The following is a 13,528-nucleotide window of genomic DNA, read 5'->3' on the forward strand; positions in this document are numbered from 1 at the left end:
ATCGCCATCGCCAGCAAGCCGGCTCCTACGGGATTTTGTGGCGTGGCGACGCTCGGGAGCATGCCCTCAATCCTGTAGGAGCCTGGCTTGCCAGCGATGGCGTCTTCTAAATCTTCGTCGCCAGCAAGCCGGCTCCTACGGGATTTTGTGGCGTGGCGACGCTCGGGAGCATGCCCTCAATCCTGTAGGAGCCTGGCTTGCCAGCGATGGCGTCTTCGAAATCTTCGTCGCCAGCAAGCCGGCTCCTACGGGATTTTGTGGCGTGGCGACGCTCGGGAGCATGCCCTCAATCCTGTAGGAGCCTGGCTTGCCAGCGATGGCGTCTTCGAAAACCCCATCGCCATCAAGCCGGCTCCTACGGGATTTTGTGGCGTCGCGACGCTCGGGAGCATGCCCTCAATCCTGTAGGAGCCTGGCTTGCCAGCGATGGCGTCTTCGAAATCGCCATCGCCAGCAAGCCGGCTCCTACGGGATTTTGTGGCGTGGCGACGCTCGGGAGCATGCCCTCAATCCTGTAGGAGCCTGGCTTGCCAGCGATGGCGTCTTCAAAATCGCCATCGCCAGCAAGCCGGCTCCTGCAGGTTTTTTTGTCAGTTCGAATCAGGTATGCAGGTTGGCGGCTTGGCGGGGGTTTGCCGGGACGGGACGCAGCTGCGGGCGCATGGCATGGCAGCGCCATGCAAACGGGTTGATACCTTCGCTGCGGGTAAACATGTGGCAGAAGTGGGCCTGGTCGCAGAAACCGCATTCGAGACTGATTTGGGTGAGGCTGAGGTCGGTGCTACGAATCAGGTGTTTGGCGCGGGCGATGCGTTGATCGCGTATCCAGTCTTGCGGCGACAGTCCGGTGCTGCGTTTGAAGGCGCGGGAAAAGTGACTGCGGGAGAGGGCGCAGGCGCTCGCCAGTTCAGCCACTTCAATGGTCTCGCTGAGGCGATCGAGGATCAGTTGCTTGGCCAGGCTTTCGCGCCACGAAGCGAGCCCGCCCAGGTTTTTTTTGCGCGTTTCAGTGGCTGCCGCGCACGCGGCGTTTTGCTGAAAGTGAGCCATGGCAAATGTCCGTGTGAGTGGTCTCCATTTTTGGCTGCGCGGCTCCGGCAAGCGAGTTAAACGTTGTTAATTCCACCTGTTGGGTGGGCACGATTGACTGAAGTCAGACACAATCGCAGTCCGGCTGATTGGCTGGACGCTCACAACACAATGGAACCGTGCCTATGAACCGTAATGATCTGCGCCGCGTCGACATGAACCTGCTGGTGATTTTTGAAGCGTTGATGTTCGAAAAGAACCTGACGCGGGTGGCCGAGAAATTGTTCATGGGCCAACCGGCGGTAAGTGCGGCGTTAGGGCGGTTACGCGATTTGTTTGACGATCCGCTGTTGCTGCGTAATGGTCGCGGCATGGAACCGACGGCGCGGGCGCTGGCGATCCTCAAGGAATTGCAGCCGGCGATGGATGTTATTTCCGGTGCGGTCAGCCGGGCCAAGGAGTTTGATCCGACTACCAGCTGTGATGTGTTCCGCATCGGTCTGTCCGACGACGCCGAGTTCGGTTTGTTTCCGCCGTTGTTGACGCAACTGCGCGAGGAGGCGCCGGGGATCATTGTGGTGGTGCGTCGGGCGAATTATTTGCTGATGCCGGCGTTGCTGGCCTCGGGTGAGATTTCGGTCGGGGTGAGTTACACCACGGATTTGCCGGCGAACGCCAAGCGCAAGACGCTGCGCGATATCCCCTGCAAAGTGCTGCGCGGTGACAAACGGCCGGGGCCGATGTCCCTGGACGAATACTGTGAGCGGCCGCATGCGATGGTGTCGTTTTCGGGAGATTTGAGCGGCAATATCGATCTGGATTTGGCGAAGATCGGGCGCAGTCGTCGGGTGGTGTTGGGTGTGCCGCAGTTCAGCGGGTTGCGGGCATTGCTCGCCGGGACGGAGATGATTGCGACGGTGCCGGATTACGCGGCCTGTGCATTGGTCGAGGGCTGTGCGTTGCGGGCGGAGGATCCGCCGTTTCCGATCGAGGCGGCGCAGTTGTCGATGGCCTGGAGCGGCGTGCATGACAATGATCCGGCGGAGCGCTGGTTGCGCGGTCGGATTGGGCAGTTCATGTCGGCGCCTTTGCAGGTTTCCTAGCGGCCAGTCTTGGCGGCCCGGCACTGTCAATCAGCCGCAATCTCTAAAAACAGCCATCCACAAAAGACCGCGACCCTCCAAAAAGAATCGCGGTTCTTTCTCCCTCAAAAACATCACTGCTGCAAAACAGTCGCCTGGTTATCCGCGCCAAACTGCTGCACGGTCGCCATTTGCGTCACGCCACTCTGGTCGACGCTGGCCATGTTGCCCGTCCCGCCCTGGGTCACGTAAGCCACGTTCATGCTGTCGGTCTGTTTGACCGTGATCTGGTTGTCGCTGCCGTACATTTGGTTGGTAAAGGCCTGGTTGCCGGTGCCGGACTGGTCGAACTCGGTGATGTTGCCCGAGCCGGTAGAGGAGCCTTCAGCCAGGTTGGTGGTACCGCGTTGCGAGGCGATGAGGATGTTGTCGCTGCCGTTCTGGTCGAAGTACAGCTCGTTGTACGAGTCGGCCTGGGTGACCGTGGTTTTGTTGCCGGTGCCGGTCTGGTTGGTGGTCATGACATGGCCGACGCCATCCTGGGTGAAGTTGGCGATGTTGTTATTGCCGGCCTGGTTGACGGTCGCACGCTGATTGCTGCCGAACTGTCCACCGGATTCCGGGCCTTTCCAGTTGCTGGCGTGGACCTTGTTGCCGTTGCCCACCGAAGTGGCGTTGAGCACATGGCTGTCACCGGTCTGGTAGGTGAAGTGCACGTTGTTGGTTCCTTGCTGGTACAGCGCAAGGGTTGAGCCGACCGACTCGAACTGGTCGGCGTAGATCGCGTTGAGGTCGCCGACTTGCAGGATCTGCGCGACGTTGTTTTCGCCGAAGCTCTGATCGACCACGGTTTCGTTGGTTTGCCCGTTCTGGTTGACCGTGGCCTGGCTGGCGACTTGCGAGTCTTGCCAGACTTCGGTGCCGTTGAAATCACCGAGCTGGTTGATGGTGATGGTGCCGCCGTCACCGAAACTCTGGTCGCCATAGGCGTAGTTGCTCTCACCGGCCTGGTTGATGTTGATCTGTCCGGCCATGTGGCCGATCTGTTCGGCGGTGCCGTAGTTGGCGGTGCCGAACTGGATGACGGTCGCGTTGTTGCCGGCACCGAAGATGAACTGTTCGATGTTGGCTTCGTTGCCTGCACCGACCTGATACGTGGTGCCGGTGCTGGCGTCCTGGGATTCCTGATAGACGAAGGAGAAGTTACCCGTGCCTTGCTGCTGTTGCAGCGCCTCGTTGGTACCCAGTGTCCCGACAGACTGGCTGGCATGGCTGATGTTGAAGCTGCCGACCTGTTGCTGGGTGATGGTGCTGCCGTTTTCGAACAACTGCTCGGCGTAACCGGCGTTGAATTCGCCGGCCTGATCCTGGGTGATGACGCTGGTGGCGGTGTCCTGAAACGCCGCTGCGTCGTTGCCGCCACCCAGTTGTTGCTGGGTCGCGCTGGCAAAACTGGCCTGGCTTTGCTTCACATCGGCGATGTTGGCGGTACCGAGCTGGCTCTGGCTTGAAACGCTGTCGTCCGCCATTGCCTGGGCACTGACAATGACCAGGATGGCGGCGGTGAGGGGCGTCAGTTTGAACATGATGAAACCTCCGGGTTGTTGCAGTGCTTTAACGATACTGTTTGACCGAAACGCTCATGCCGTTCCCAGCCTGGTTGACGGCGCTGGAAAGCCCCGTACCCGCCTGGTCGATGCTGGCGTCGTTGTTGTTGCCGTTCTGGGAAATCTGCGCGCGGTTGTGGTTACCGTTCTGAGTGATTGACGCGGCGTTGCCGGACCCTTGTTGAGTGATCATCGCCATCAGGTCGCTGCCTTGTTGCAGGATGAATGCCTCTTGATTGCTGCCCGCCTGGACGATGCTGCCAAGCAGCGACTGGCCGTTCTGTTGCAGCAGCGCGTAGTTGGCCTCGCCGATCTGTTCGATCAGCGCTTGCTGGCCGATCGGCGCCGGCAACTCGCCGAGGTCGGCGCCGGGGGCGATGTCTTCGTTTTCCATCAAATCGTCGGCGCGCAGGCCGGCGCTGCTGCATAACACAAGCAGGCAGAGCAGGGCGGCGGTCGACGTTTTCATGACGTTATCCTCTGGCAAGCGTTCGCCCCCTCAACCGATGCGATTGAGGGGGCGATGGCTCAGTTGGCGATGACTGTGACCGAGCGCACCGTGCCCTGTGACGAGCGAATGGTTGCAGTCGGATTCGCCGATGGAACCACTGTGGTGCTGTTGCTCACCGTCAGTCTCCAGCGTCCGGTCAATGGCACAGTGGTGGTGCCCAGCGTCACCGGTCCGGTCGGCGTCGAAACCTCGACAGTGATGGTGTTGCCGGTGGTCACCGACGAGGTACCGCTGAAGTCCCAGTTGAAGCGGTTGTTGGAACGCGCTGTCACCGTGGCCGCTGTCACCGCGAAGTTCTCGGCGGCTGGCCGTGGCGAGACTTGCACGGTGACCGTTCCCGGGGTGGACAAGGCGCCTACGCTGTCCCTGGCGATGTAGGTGAAGGTCGTGGTGAACGCCGTCGTGACGGTGGCCGGTGGGGTGTAGGTGATCACCGTGCCGTTTGAGCTGACGGTGCCGCGACCTGCCGCAGGTTGGGTGACACTGGCGATGGCCAGCGGTACGTTGCCTTCCGGATCGGTGTCGTTGGCGAGCACGTTGATCGGGATGGCCACACCCAACGTGGCGATGCTGTCGTTGACCGCCACAGGCACCTGGTTAGGCGCCACGGTGATGGTCACGGTCGCCGGGGTGGCCGAGGCCAGGCCTTTGACGTCTTGCGCCTTGTAGGTGAAGGTCGTGGTCAGTGGAGCATTGACCACTGCCGGTGGCGTGTAGACCACGGCGGTGCTGCCGCTCAGCGCCACCGTGCCCTGGCCGGCGGCCGGTTGGGTGAGCTCGGTGATGTTCAGCGGCGTGTCGCCGTCGGGATCGTCGTCGTTGGTCAGCAGGTTGAGGGTCAGCGGGATGCCGAAGCTGGTGCTGCCGCTGTCGGCCACTGCCACCGGCGCCTGATTCTCGCCGCTGTCCGGTGCCGTTCCCACTACAACCACTGGCTCGGTGTCGCTGCCGCCGGCGGCAGATTTCACCGTGACGGTGGCGGGTGGTTGCGCCAGGTCGGAAATGGTCAGACGTTGCAGCGTGCCGGTTTTCGACAGCCGTCCATAACCTTGAGCAACCATGTCTGGCACGGCCACTTCATCCGTCGAGGTGGCTTCGATCAGCAGGCTGTTGTTGCTCCAGTTGTAGCGGGCGGTCTGGATTTTCACCAGGTCGGTGACCTTGCTCGACACGGCAGTTGGCCGGGTCGTGCCGGTGGGATTGCTGGCAGTGACCACGACCACAGGAGGCACTGCACCGGTAAACTGACGTTGTCCGAAGAACAGGCCGTTGTTGTCACCGGTCATGTTGATCAGGCACGGCGACAGCGGTGGTCCGGGGACCAAAGCGACGCTTTCACGGAAGCACAGGCTCGAACTGTTGCTCGAGTCGCCGAAGACTTCCACTCGGGTACTGCTGGCTCCCGGGCCGGTGGGTGTACGCCGGTAGGTGGCGCGGCCGATTTCCACCGGGGTCTGTGCACGGTTGTCGAGGACTTTGCCGGACACGGTGAACAGGTTGGTTTGAATCGTTCCGGCCGGACCTTGAATCCGCACGAAGTTGGTGTTGTTGGGGCTGCCCGTCACTTGTTCGGTGAGGTTAGGGTCGCCGACGAAGGTTTCCACTGCGCCAGTGTCCGGGTTCACTTCAGTGTAGGGGCCGTTGACGCTGCGCAGGAACGGCCCGATGTTGCCGCCCAATACGCCGCTGAAATCGCCCGGCGCGCCAATGCCGATGTCGCGGGTGATGTTGATTGCACGGCGACCTGGCGCCGTGACGTTGACCGTTTCCACCCCGTACGGGTGAGTGATGGTGTAGATCCCGGCGGTGGGTACCGAAACCCGCAGGCGAATCCGCGCGAAGGCGACCTGATCGCCTTCGGCCGGCACTTCGGAACCGAACGCCGCTTCGAGGGCCGCGACGTAGACTTCCAGCTCGTAACCGCTGTTGCCGACTTGCGGGATCGAGGTTTCCGCGGCAAACCAGAACGCTTCAGGAGGCCAGTTGTCGGGGAAAATCATCGGCTGGGCATCGTCGTAGATGCCCGGTTCCGCCAACAGAATGCACATGTAGGACGGCGGCACCGTGGCCGGCACGCGCGAACTCGCGGCGCGCGACTGGCACAGTTCCATCGACAGGTTGTTGTTGTCCTGAAACCACATCGGGAATTTCCCGGTGGCAAAGGTGTAGGGACCGGGGTCGACAGCGGCAAGCTGCGCGAACGCGCTGCCGGAGAGCGATAGCGTCAGTCCCAGGGCGTTGAGCGCCAGGCGTGGCCAATTGTTCATGATGCCTCCTGATACGAATCTGGGCATGTGAGTGTTCATTGCACGATGACCACTTCTTCGGTATCGCTGCCGCCATTGGATGACGTCACCCGAACCTTGGCCGGTGGGATCGGCGAGATCCCGGTGGCCAGGCTTTTCACCGCACCTTCGCCACTGAGGGCACCGATGGCGGCGCCACTGCCGGACGTGGCGGTGAGCACGGGGGGTGAGGTTTCGTCGCTGGTGGAAGCCACGAGCGTCAGTTGCCCGGAGCTGAGGCTGTACTCGGCACGCTGGATCACCACCAGGTCGGTCAGCGCCATCGACAGGGTGGTTGGTGTGCTGGTCGCAATGGCGACGTGGTTATCCGCGGTCAATTGCAAGGTGCTTGGCAGACTCGGGTTGACCGAGGATTGCGCGTACCAGTTGCCGGTGGTGTCGGCCTCGGTCAGGTTCAGCACCGGGTTATTACTGGTCAAGGTGACGGTGGCCGGTGGCGGCGGGGCCTTCACGAACACGTCTTGCTGAGCGACCGGCGCGCTGTCGCCGGCCTTGCGTGAATACGTGCTGCGCTCGGTGATCATGGGTGTAGGTCGCACCACCGTCGACAACTTGCCGGAGATCCCGAACAGCGTGGTCCGCAGGTCAAGACCATTGGGGCCTTCGATGCGCACGAAGTTGGTGTTGAACGGGCTGCCGGTGACGGCCTCCTGGAGGTTCGGGTCGCCGATATATTGTTCGGCCGCACCGGTCAGCGGATTGGTCTCGGTGTAAGGGCCGTTGACGCTGCGCAGGAATGGCCCCACATCACCGCGCAAGGCGCCGTCGTAGGTTTTCGGTGTGCCGATGCCGATGTCACGAGTCATATTGATCGCGCGGTCGCCACCTGCCGGCACGTCGAACACATCGACGCCGTAAGGGTGAGTGACGACATAGGTGCCGGCGGTGGGCACGTCGACCCGAATGCGCACACGGGCAAAGCTGACCTGATCACCTTCGACCGGTTCTTCAGCGGCAAACGCCGCCTCGATGGCCGTGCCGAATTCCAGATCGATGCCTCGGCCGGCGTCGATAATCGTCGCGTCAGCGGTAAACCAGAAGGATTCGTCGGGGAAGTTGGTCGGGAAGACGATCGGCTCGGCGTCGTCAAACACGCCCGGCGTCGGCAGCAGCGTGCACATGTACGACGGAGCACCTGGCGCCCCGGGTGCCCGGGAGCTGACCGCTTTGGATAAACACAGATCCAGGGTGCGGCCGTGGGTGTCCTGATACCAGGCGGCAAAAGAACCATTGGCGGGCAAATAGGGGCCGGGATCGACGGCAAACAATGCGGCCTGGGCCACCCCGTGGGTCAGCGCGGTCACGGCAAGAGCGAGCGCAGTTTTGGACAGTAAAGGGTGCATGTGTATTCCCTCTATCGGAATGCCTGTCCCGTGGGGATGGGCCAGTTGCGAGGGTATCGGCAACTTCCATACCAACCGCGCAAAACGCCTGTTTCAGGCCCGGGATAGAGGCTTGTGCGGCTGATATGCCTGCAGTTTTGCGCTTGGCCCGAACGGGCCATGGGCCCCAGGGTTGGGGTCAGGTGGGGAGGGTGGGGGATGTCGGCAATCCCATAACCGGGCAAAAACCCGACTCTGGGCTATAACCCTATTGGGGAATCGTCGGGAACAACGCCCATGACTACGTCGACGCAAGCGCTGCCGTCCGGAGAGAGTCCGCGCAAGCAGCCGTTCAATCTGCTGCGCTGGTTTTCGCTGATCAGCATGGCGGTGATCGGAACGGTGGCCGTGGCGTTGGGCGCCGTGTCCACGCGGTTCGTGATTACCGAAAGCGTGCAGCGTGATGCACTGTTAACGTCGCAGTTCATCCGCGCGATTGCTTCGGCGGAAGTACGCCATGTGTCGATTCCCAACGTACGCACCATGGGCGAACTGCTGGATCCGCGAAAAGACCGCGATTATCCCGATGTCGACCCGTTGGCCCGGGCCAGTGCCCGCGGCGAGTTCCTTGACCATATCGAACACTTGCCAGACGTAATTCTCGCCAATATCTACGCGCCTGATCGCATGGTGATCTGGTCGACCAATCCGGCCTTGATGGGCACCACGATCCATAGCGATGAAGACCTCGACCACGCGTTTGCCTCGAAAACCGCGGTGTCGGCCAGTTATCACAGCGTCGACGAAACCCGCATGGAGCAGAAATTCATTACGCCGCCGGACTACATCTTTATCGAGAACTACATTCCCCTGTTTGATGCTGACGGCAACACGGTCACGGCAATGGTCGAGATCTACAAGGAGCCCAAGGACCTGATCGATCGCATGGAGCGCGGTCTGGTGCTGATCTGGCTCGCGACCGCGCTGGGCGGGGGGCTGATTTACCTGGGGTTGTACTGGATCGTGCGGCGTGCGGCGATGCTGCTGGCGGCGCAACAAAAGCAGCTGATCACCAATGAAACCTTTGTCGCACTCGGCGAGATGTCATCAGCGGTCGCGCACAGTTTGCGCAATCCGCTGGCGACCATTCGCTCCAGCGCCGAGCTGGCCCTGGAATTCGACAGCGGCCCGGCGCAGAAGAACATCAACGACATCATCGGCCAGGTCGATCGCATGTCGAAGTGGGTCCGGGAGTTGCTGCAGTCGCTGCGGCCAATGCAGGACGAGGTCGAACCGGTCAACCTGGTCGCGGCGCTGCACGACAGCCTGATGGCCTTCGAGCAGCAAATCGCCAAGGCCAGGGTGCGGGTGATATTCGAGCCAAAAGAAGCACCGATGGTCCTCAGCCAGCATGTGCAACTGACGCAGATCCTCAACAGCCTGCTGGCCAACGCGGTGGAGTCCATGGACAAGGACGGCACACTGACCATCACCCTTGAATCAAGCGATGCCCAGCACGTGAGCGTGAGGGTGAGCGACACCGGTAAAGGCATGAACGAAGAGCAACGCCGCATGGCTTTCCGACCATTTTTCACCACCAAACAGGGCGGTCTCGGCGTCGGTCTGGTGCTGGTCAAGCGAATCATGGAGCGCTGTTGCGGCTCGGTGAGCCTGCAAAGCCGCGAAGGCGAGGGGACCTGTGTGCAACTGACGTTCAAACGGCTCCCTGAAAACGGGTCAGGTTTCCCCCAATAGTGGGGAAACATTCCCCGGTCTTGGATCAATCAGATAAAGCGATAACCTGTTGTTTATACAGGAATTAATTTCTATCGATAGCCCATCCCAAGCCTGGCGAGGTAATTGCAAAGCCTCAGGAAGCCGGCGTTCTCCAGGCGGTTGTTCGACCCTGCCCACCCCGTGAGCAGTAGCGGCGAATACCTTCAGTTGGACCGTCCTCCACGTTCAATGCCACCTACACTGAACCGAAACACGGCTGCGAAGGTTTGGTTGGCATTCAGGACATACCTCATGCAAAGACTGGAACGACAATTTCCTGCTTTTGCCAGGCTGATGGCCCCAGGCCCGGGCTGGCGTGGCCGGTTCAACTTGCTGCGCTGGTTTTCCTTCGGCAGCTTTTTCATCATTGCGGCTGTGGCGCTGGGTCTTGGTTACATTTCTACGCGTTTCGTGGTGACTGAGAGTGTCGAGCGCGATTCAATGTTGACCGCGCAATTTATTCAGGCCATGGGCGATGCCGAAATCCGTCATGCCTCAATCAGCCCCGACAGAACCATGGGCGAAATGCTCGATCCGCGCCAGGACCAGGCTTACCCCGATGTCGAACCGGCCACCCGCGCCTCCGCCCGCGTCGAGTTTCTCGATCATGTGGAGCACCTGCCGGACATTTTGTTGGCGACGGTGTACGCCGAAGATCGCACCATCGTCTGGTCGACCAACCCTGAGTTGATTGGCGTGAACATCAAAGACGATGAGGAGCTGGAGGAGTCCTTCGCCATGAAGGAATCGGTGTCCACCAGCTACCATGAAATGGTCGAGGAACGCCCCGAACAGCGCCTGTTGCGCGAGCCGGAAAATCTGTTCATCGAAAACTACATCCCGATGTTCAACGCCGACAAAAGCAAAGTGGTGGCGATGGTCGAAATCTACAAGGAGCCGGTCGACCTGGTCGCGCGGATTCAGCGTGGGTTCAAGGCGATCTGGTTTGCGACCGTACTGGGCGGCGCGGCGATTTACCTGGCGCTGTTCTGGATTGTCCGGCGCGCGGCCAAACTGCTGGCGAGCCAGCAGCAGCAGTTGATCACCAATGAGACGTTTGTGGCGCTGGGCGAGATGTCCTCGGCGGTGGCGCACAGTTTGCGAAATCCGCTGGCGAACATTCGCTCCAGCGCCGAACTCGCCCAGGAAATCGCCAGCCAGAGCTCACAGAAAAACATCGGCGACATCATTCAGCAGGTCGATCGCATGTCGCGCTGGGTTCGCGAATTGCTGGTGTCGCTGCGCCCGATGAATGATGACCATGAAGCGGTCGACCTGGTATTGGCCATCGAGGACACCCTGAATGCCTTCGCGGCGTTGATCCAACGGTCGAACGTCGAGGTGCGTTTTACGCCGCAGGCCTGTCCGCCAGTGGTCAGCCAGCGCGTGCTGCTCACGCAGATTCTCAACAGCCTGTTTGCCAACGCGCTGGAAGCGATGTCCGACGGTGGGGTGCTGACCATCGCGGTTCATTCGCCGCATGCGGGGCAGGTGAGCATGACCCTGAGCGACACCGGCAAAGGCATGAGCAAACAGCATCAGCAGATGGTCTTCAAACCGTTTTTTACGACCAAACAGGGCGGGCTGGGCGTTGGCCTGGCCTTGGTCACACGCATTATGGAGCGGTTCGAAGGCTCGGTCGCACTGACCAGCCAGGAGCAGGAAGGAACCCGCGTCAGTCTCAACTTTATGGTGGCAACCGGAGGGGAATATGGAGCGCAGCATATTGCTGGTCGAGGATGACGAACTGCTCGCCGAAAATATACAGACCTATCTGGAGCGCAAAGACTTCGAGGTGACGGTTTGCCACTCGGCCGAGGATGCATTGGAGCAATTGAACACCTTTGCGCCCGATGTAGTGCTGACCGACAACTCGCTGCCGGGCATGAGCGGCCACGACCTGATCCAGAAACTGCGCATCAGCGCGCCGGATCTGAAAGTGATCATGATGACCGGTTACGGCAACGTCGAAGACGCCGTGGTGGCGATGAAAGAAGGCGCGTTCCATTACGTCACCAAGCCGGTGGCGCTGCCGGAGCTCAAGCTGTTGCTGGACAAGGCCCTGGCGACCGAACGAATGGAGCGCACGCTGTCGTTCTATCAGGAACGCGAGGCGCAGAAGTCAGGTGTCCAGGCTTTGATCGGCGACTCGGCGCCTATGCAATATTTGAAAAGCACCATCGGCCAATTGCTCGACGCGGAGCGGCGGATGGCCAACGCCGACCTGCCGCCCGTGCTGGTGGAAGGCGAGACGGGCACCGGCAAGGAACTGGTCGCCCGTGCCCTGCACTTTGACGGCCCGCGCAGCAAAGGCCCGTTCATTGAATTCAACTGTGCTTCGATCCCTTCCAATCTGGTGGAATCGGAGCTGTTCGGCCATGAGAAGGGTGCATTCACCGATGCCAAGGACCGCCGCGTCGGCTTGGTCGAGGCGGCTGACGGCGGCACGCTGTTTCTCGATGAAGTGGGCGAGATGGACCTGCTGCTGCAGGCCAAACTGCTGAAACTGCTGGAAGACCGGACCATTCGCCGGGTCGGTTCGGTGAAGGAGCGCAAGGTGGATTTGCGCGTGATCAGCGCCACCAACTGCAACCTTGAGCAGATGGTGCAGCAGGGTAAATTCCGCCGCGACCTGTTCTTCCGCCTGCGCATCATCTCGATCAAAGTGCCGCGTCTGTACGCGCGGGGTGAAGACATTTTGGTGCTGGCCCGGCATTTCCTGGCGATCCACGGTAAACGTTATGGCAAACCGCACCTGCATTTCAGCGATCAGGCCGAATCGTTGCTGCTCAGTTACACCTGGCCGGGCAACGTTCGCGAATTGCGCAACATGCTTGAGCAAACCGTATTACTGGCGCAGAGCGATACCATTGCCGCGCACCAGTTGAACGTCTGCCTGAGCCTGGTCGACGACCCGCCTGTAATGCAGGAAGCCCAGCACCACGAGCCACGTCCGGTGTACTGCGGCAACGAGTCGATGAACCTGCCGGAAGTCGAGCGCGACATGGTCCGCAAGATGCTCGACAAGACCGACTGGAACGTCACCAAATCCGCACGCCTGCTGGGCCTGAGTCGCGACATGTTGCGCTATCGCATCGAAAAACTCGGCCTCGCGCGCCCGGACAAACGTCAGTGGTAAACCGGATCCACCGGGCCCTGGCGGCTGAGGCACGCCAGCAGGCACGTGGGGTCGACGACCTCTTTGTTGACATACACGCCACGCTCCACATCGTAGGAGCGGATGAACACGCGAACGCTGGTGTCGGCCACCGTCGGCAGACGTGAATCGGTGAACACATGCTCACTGGCGATCGGGATGAAATCCTGCGGCGCCGTCGGGATGTACGTGCGCGGCGGCACCGTACTCAGGCTCGGCGGAGCGGGGTGAGCGAAAGGCTGGTTGTCGCCGTAATAAATGATGTTACTGCTGTAGTCGGTGGTCGGTGTCAGGCTTTCGTCGGCGTAAGCGGTGGTTGTTGCGCTCAGGGCAAAAGCAAGCAACAACGTCAGTTCGGTGAGTTTCATGGCAGCACCTGCGGCAGCGGAGTTTGTGCGTTTCCCCAAGGCCGTTAACTATAGACGCCCGCCGCCGGCGATGCCCGGCATGCCCCCACAATCGCATTCTGCAGGAGCGAGCTTGCTCGCGATGCCGCCGCCGCTGTGCATCAGCCAGCCCGTGTCGATGCCATCGCGGGCAAGCCACGCTCCCACAGTAGATTTGGGGTCGAAGCATGGTTGAGTGATCGGCATCAAACCCTTGTGGGAGCGCGGCTTGCCTGCGATGACTGACTGCCAGGCACCAACAAAGCTGAATACCCAATCGCATTCGCCAGAAAACCCGCCTCCAAAATTTGGAGGCGGGCTTGCGTCCGTTGCATGGCAAACGCTAGATAGA

General features: G+C 60.9%; 11 protein-coding genes. 4 read left to right on the top strand and 7 right to left on the bottom strand.

The window, feature by feature from the left end; translation table 11 throughout:
• Nucleotides 1-600: 600 nt before the first annotated feature.
• Nucleotides 601-1,050 (bottom strand): helix-turn-helix domain-containing protein, encoded by a 450-nt coding sequence (locus DU29_RS01000000130455; RefSeq protein WP_050483179.1) that lies wholly within the window; start codon nt 1,048-1,050, stop codon nt 601-603.
• A 164-nt stretch (nt 1,051-1,214) separates the two neighbouring features.
• Between DU29_RS01000000130455 and DU29_RS0125645 the strand changes: the two genes are divergently transcribed.
• On the top strand, nt 1,215-2,132 hold the full coding sequence (locus DU29_RS0125645; RefSeq protein ID WP_028624275.1) for a LysR family transcriptional regulator: 918 nt from the start codon (nt 1,215-1,217) through the stop codon (nt 2,130-2,132).
• Nucleotides 2,133-2,245: 113 nt separating this feature from the next.
• On the opposite strand, the gene DU29_RS0125650 is transcribed toward DU29_RS0125645, so the two are convergent.
• Genes DU29_RS0125650 through DU29_RS0125665 form a run of 4 tightly spaced genes read right to left on the bottom strand, consistent with a single transcriptional unit; the run spans nt 2,246 to nt 7,878 of the window.
• Complete coding sequence (locus DU29_RS0125650) at nt 2,246-3,697, bottom strand: curlin (protein WP_028624276.1); 1,452 nt, start codon at nt 3,695-3,697, stop codon at nt 2,246-2,248.
• Between the two features lie 28 nt (nt 3,698-3,725).
• Nucleotides 3,726-4,187: a curlin gene (locus DU29_RS0125655; protein ID WP_028624277.1), complete on the bottom strand. Its 462-nt coding sequence runs from the start codon at nt 4,185-4,187 to the stop codon at nt 3,726-3,728.
• 59 nt (nt 4,188-4,246) lie between these two features.
• Nucleotides 4,247-6,496 carry an Ig-like domain-containing protein gene (locus tag DU29_RS0125660; protein WP_028624278.1) on the bottom strand — a complete coding sequence of 750 codons (2,250 nt, stop codon included), beginning with the start codon at nt 6,494-6,496 and terminating at the stop codon, nt 4,247-4,249.
• A 35-nt stretch (nt 6,497-6,531) separates the two neighbouring features.
• Complete coding sequence (locus DU29_RS0125665) at nt 6,532-7,878, bottom strand: hypothetical protein (protein WP_028624279.1); 1,347 nt, start codon at nt 7,876-7,878, stop codon at nt 6,532-6,534.
• A 276-nt stretch (nt 7,879-8,154) separates the two neighbouring features.
• On the opposite strand from DU29_RS0125665, the gene DU29_RS0125670 reads away from it, so the two are divergent.
• From DU29_RS0125670 to DU29_RS0125680, 3 genes are all read left to right on the top strand, one after another.
• The gene (locus DU29_RS0125670; protein WP_028624280.1) at nt 8,155-9,612 is read left to right on the top strand and encodes a sensor histidine kinase; all 1,458 of its coding nucleotides are present in this window, start codon (nt 8,155-8,157) and stop codon (nt 9,610-9,612) included.
• 273 nt (nt 9,613-9,885) lie between these two features.
• Nucleotides 9,886-11,376 (top strand): sensor histidine kinase, encoded by a 1,491-nt coding sequence (locus tag DU29_RS0125675; protein ID WP_028624281.1) that lies wholly within the window; start codon nt 9,886-9,888, stop codon nt 11,374-11,376.
• A complete protein-coding gene (locus DU29_RS0125680) occupies nt 11,345-12,772 on the top strand; it encodes a sigma-54-dependent transcriptional regulator (protein WP_028624282.1) in 1,428 nt (475 codons plus the stop codon). Before DU29_RS0125675 ends, DU29_RS0125680 begins: the two co-directional genes overlap by 32 nt.
• On the opposite strand, the gene DU29_RS0125685 is transcribed toward DU29_RS0125680, so the two are convergent.
• A complete protein-coding gene (locus DU29_RS0125685) occupies nt 12,763-13,158 on the bottom strand; it encodes a hypothetical protein (RefSeq protein WP_028624283.1) in 396 nt (131 codons plus the stop codon). The genes DU29_RS0125680 and DU29_RS0125685 overlap by 10 nt on opposite strands.
• Nucleotides 13,159-13,206: 48 nt before the next feature.
• The coding region (locus tag DU29_RS1000000133415) for a hypothetical protein (RefSeq protein ID WP_236645653.1) at nt 13,207-13,528 on the bottom strand (322 nt) is incomplete at its 5' end.

Origin of the sequence: Pseudomonas sp. Ant30-3, assembly GCF_000690905.1 — a bacterium.
In the GTDB taxonomy this organism is placed as follows: Bacteria; Pseudomonadota; Gammaproteobacteria; order Pseudomonadales; family Pseudomonadaceae; genus Aquipseudomonas.

Bases quoted from the DNA above. Each gene is read 5' to 3' on its own strand.
- DU29_RS0125675 (WP_028624281.1), top strand. From the start codon at position 9,886: ATGCAAAGACTGGAACGACAATTTCCTGCTTTTGCCAGGCTGATGGCC.
- DU29_RS0125655 (WP_028624277.1), bottom strand. From the start codon at position 4,187: ATGAAAACGTCGACCGCCGCCCTGCTCTGCCTGCTTGTGTTATGCAGC.
- DU29_RS0125670 (WP_028624280.1), top strand. From the start codon at position 8,155: ATGACTACGTCGACGCAAGCGCTGCCGTCCGGAGAGAGTCCGCGCAAG.
- DU29_RS0125665 (WP_028624279.1), bottom strand. From the start codon at position 7,878: ATGCACCCTTTACTGTCCAAAACTGCGCTCGCTCTTGCCGTGACCGCG.
- DU29_RS01000000130455 (WP_050483179.1), bottom strand. From the start codon at position 1,050: ATGGCTCACTTTCAGCAAAACGCCGCGTGCGCGGCAGCCACTGAAACG.
- DU29_RS0125680 (WP_028624282.1), top strand. From the start codon at position 11,345: ATGGAGCGCAGCATATTGCTGGTCGAGGATGACGAACTGCTCGCCGAA.
- DU29_RS0125660 (WP_028624278.1), bottom strand. From the start codon at position 6,496: ATGAACAATTGGCCACGCCTGGCGCTCAACGCCCTGGGACTGACGCTA.
- DU29_RS0125650 (WP_028624276.1), bottom strand. From the start codon at position 3,697: ATGTTCAAACTGACGCCCCTCACCGCCGCCATCCTGGTCATTGTCAGT.
- DU29_RS0125645 (WP_028624275.1), top strand. From the start codon at position 1,215: ATGAACCGTAATGATCTGCGCCGCGTCGACATGAACCTGCTGGTGATT.
- DU29_RS0125685 (WP_028624283.1), bottom strand. From the start codon at position 13,158: ATGAAACTCACCGAACTGACGTTGTTGCTTGCTTTTGCCCTGAGCGCA.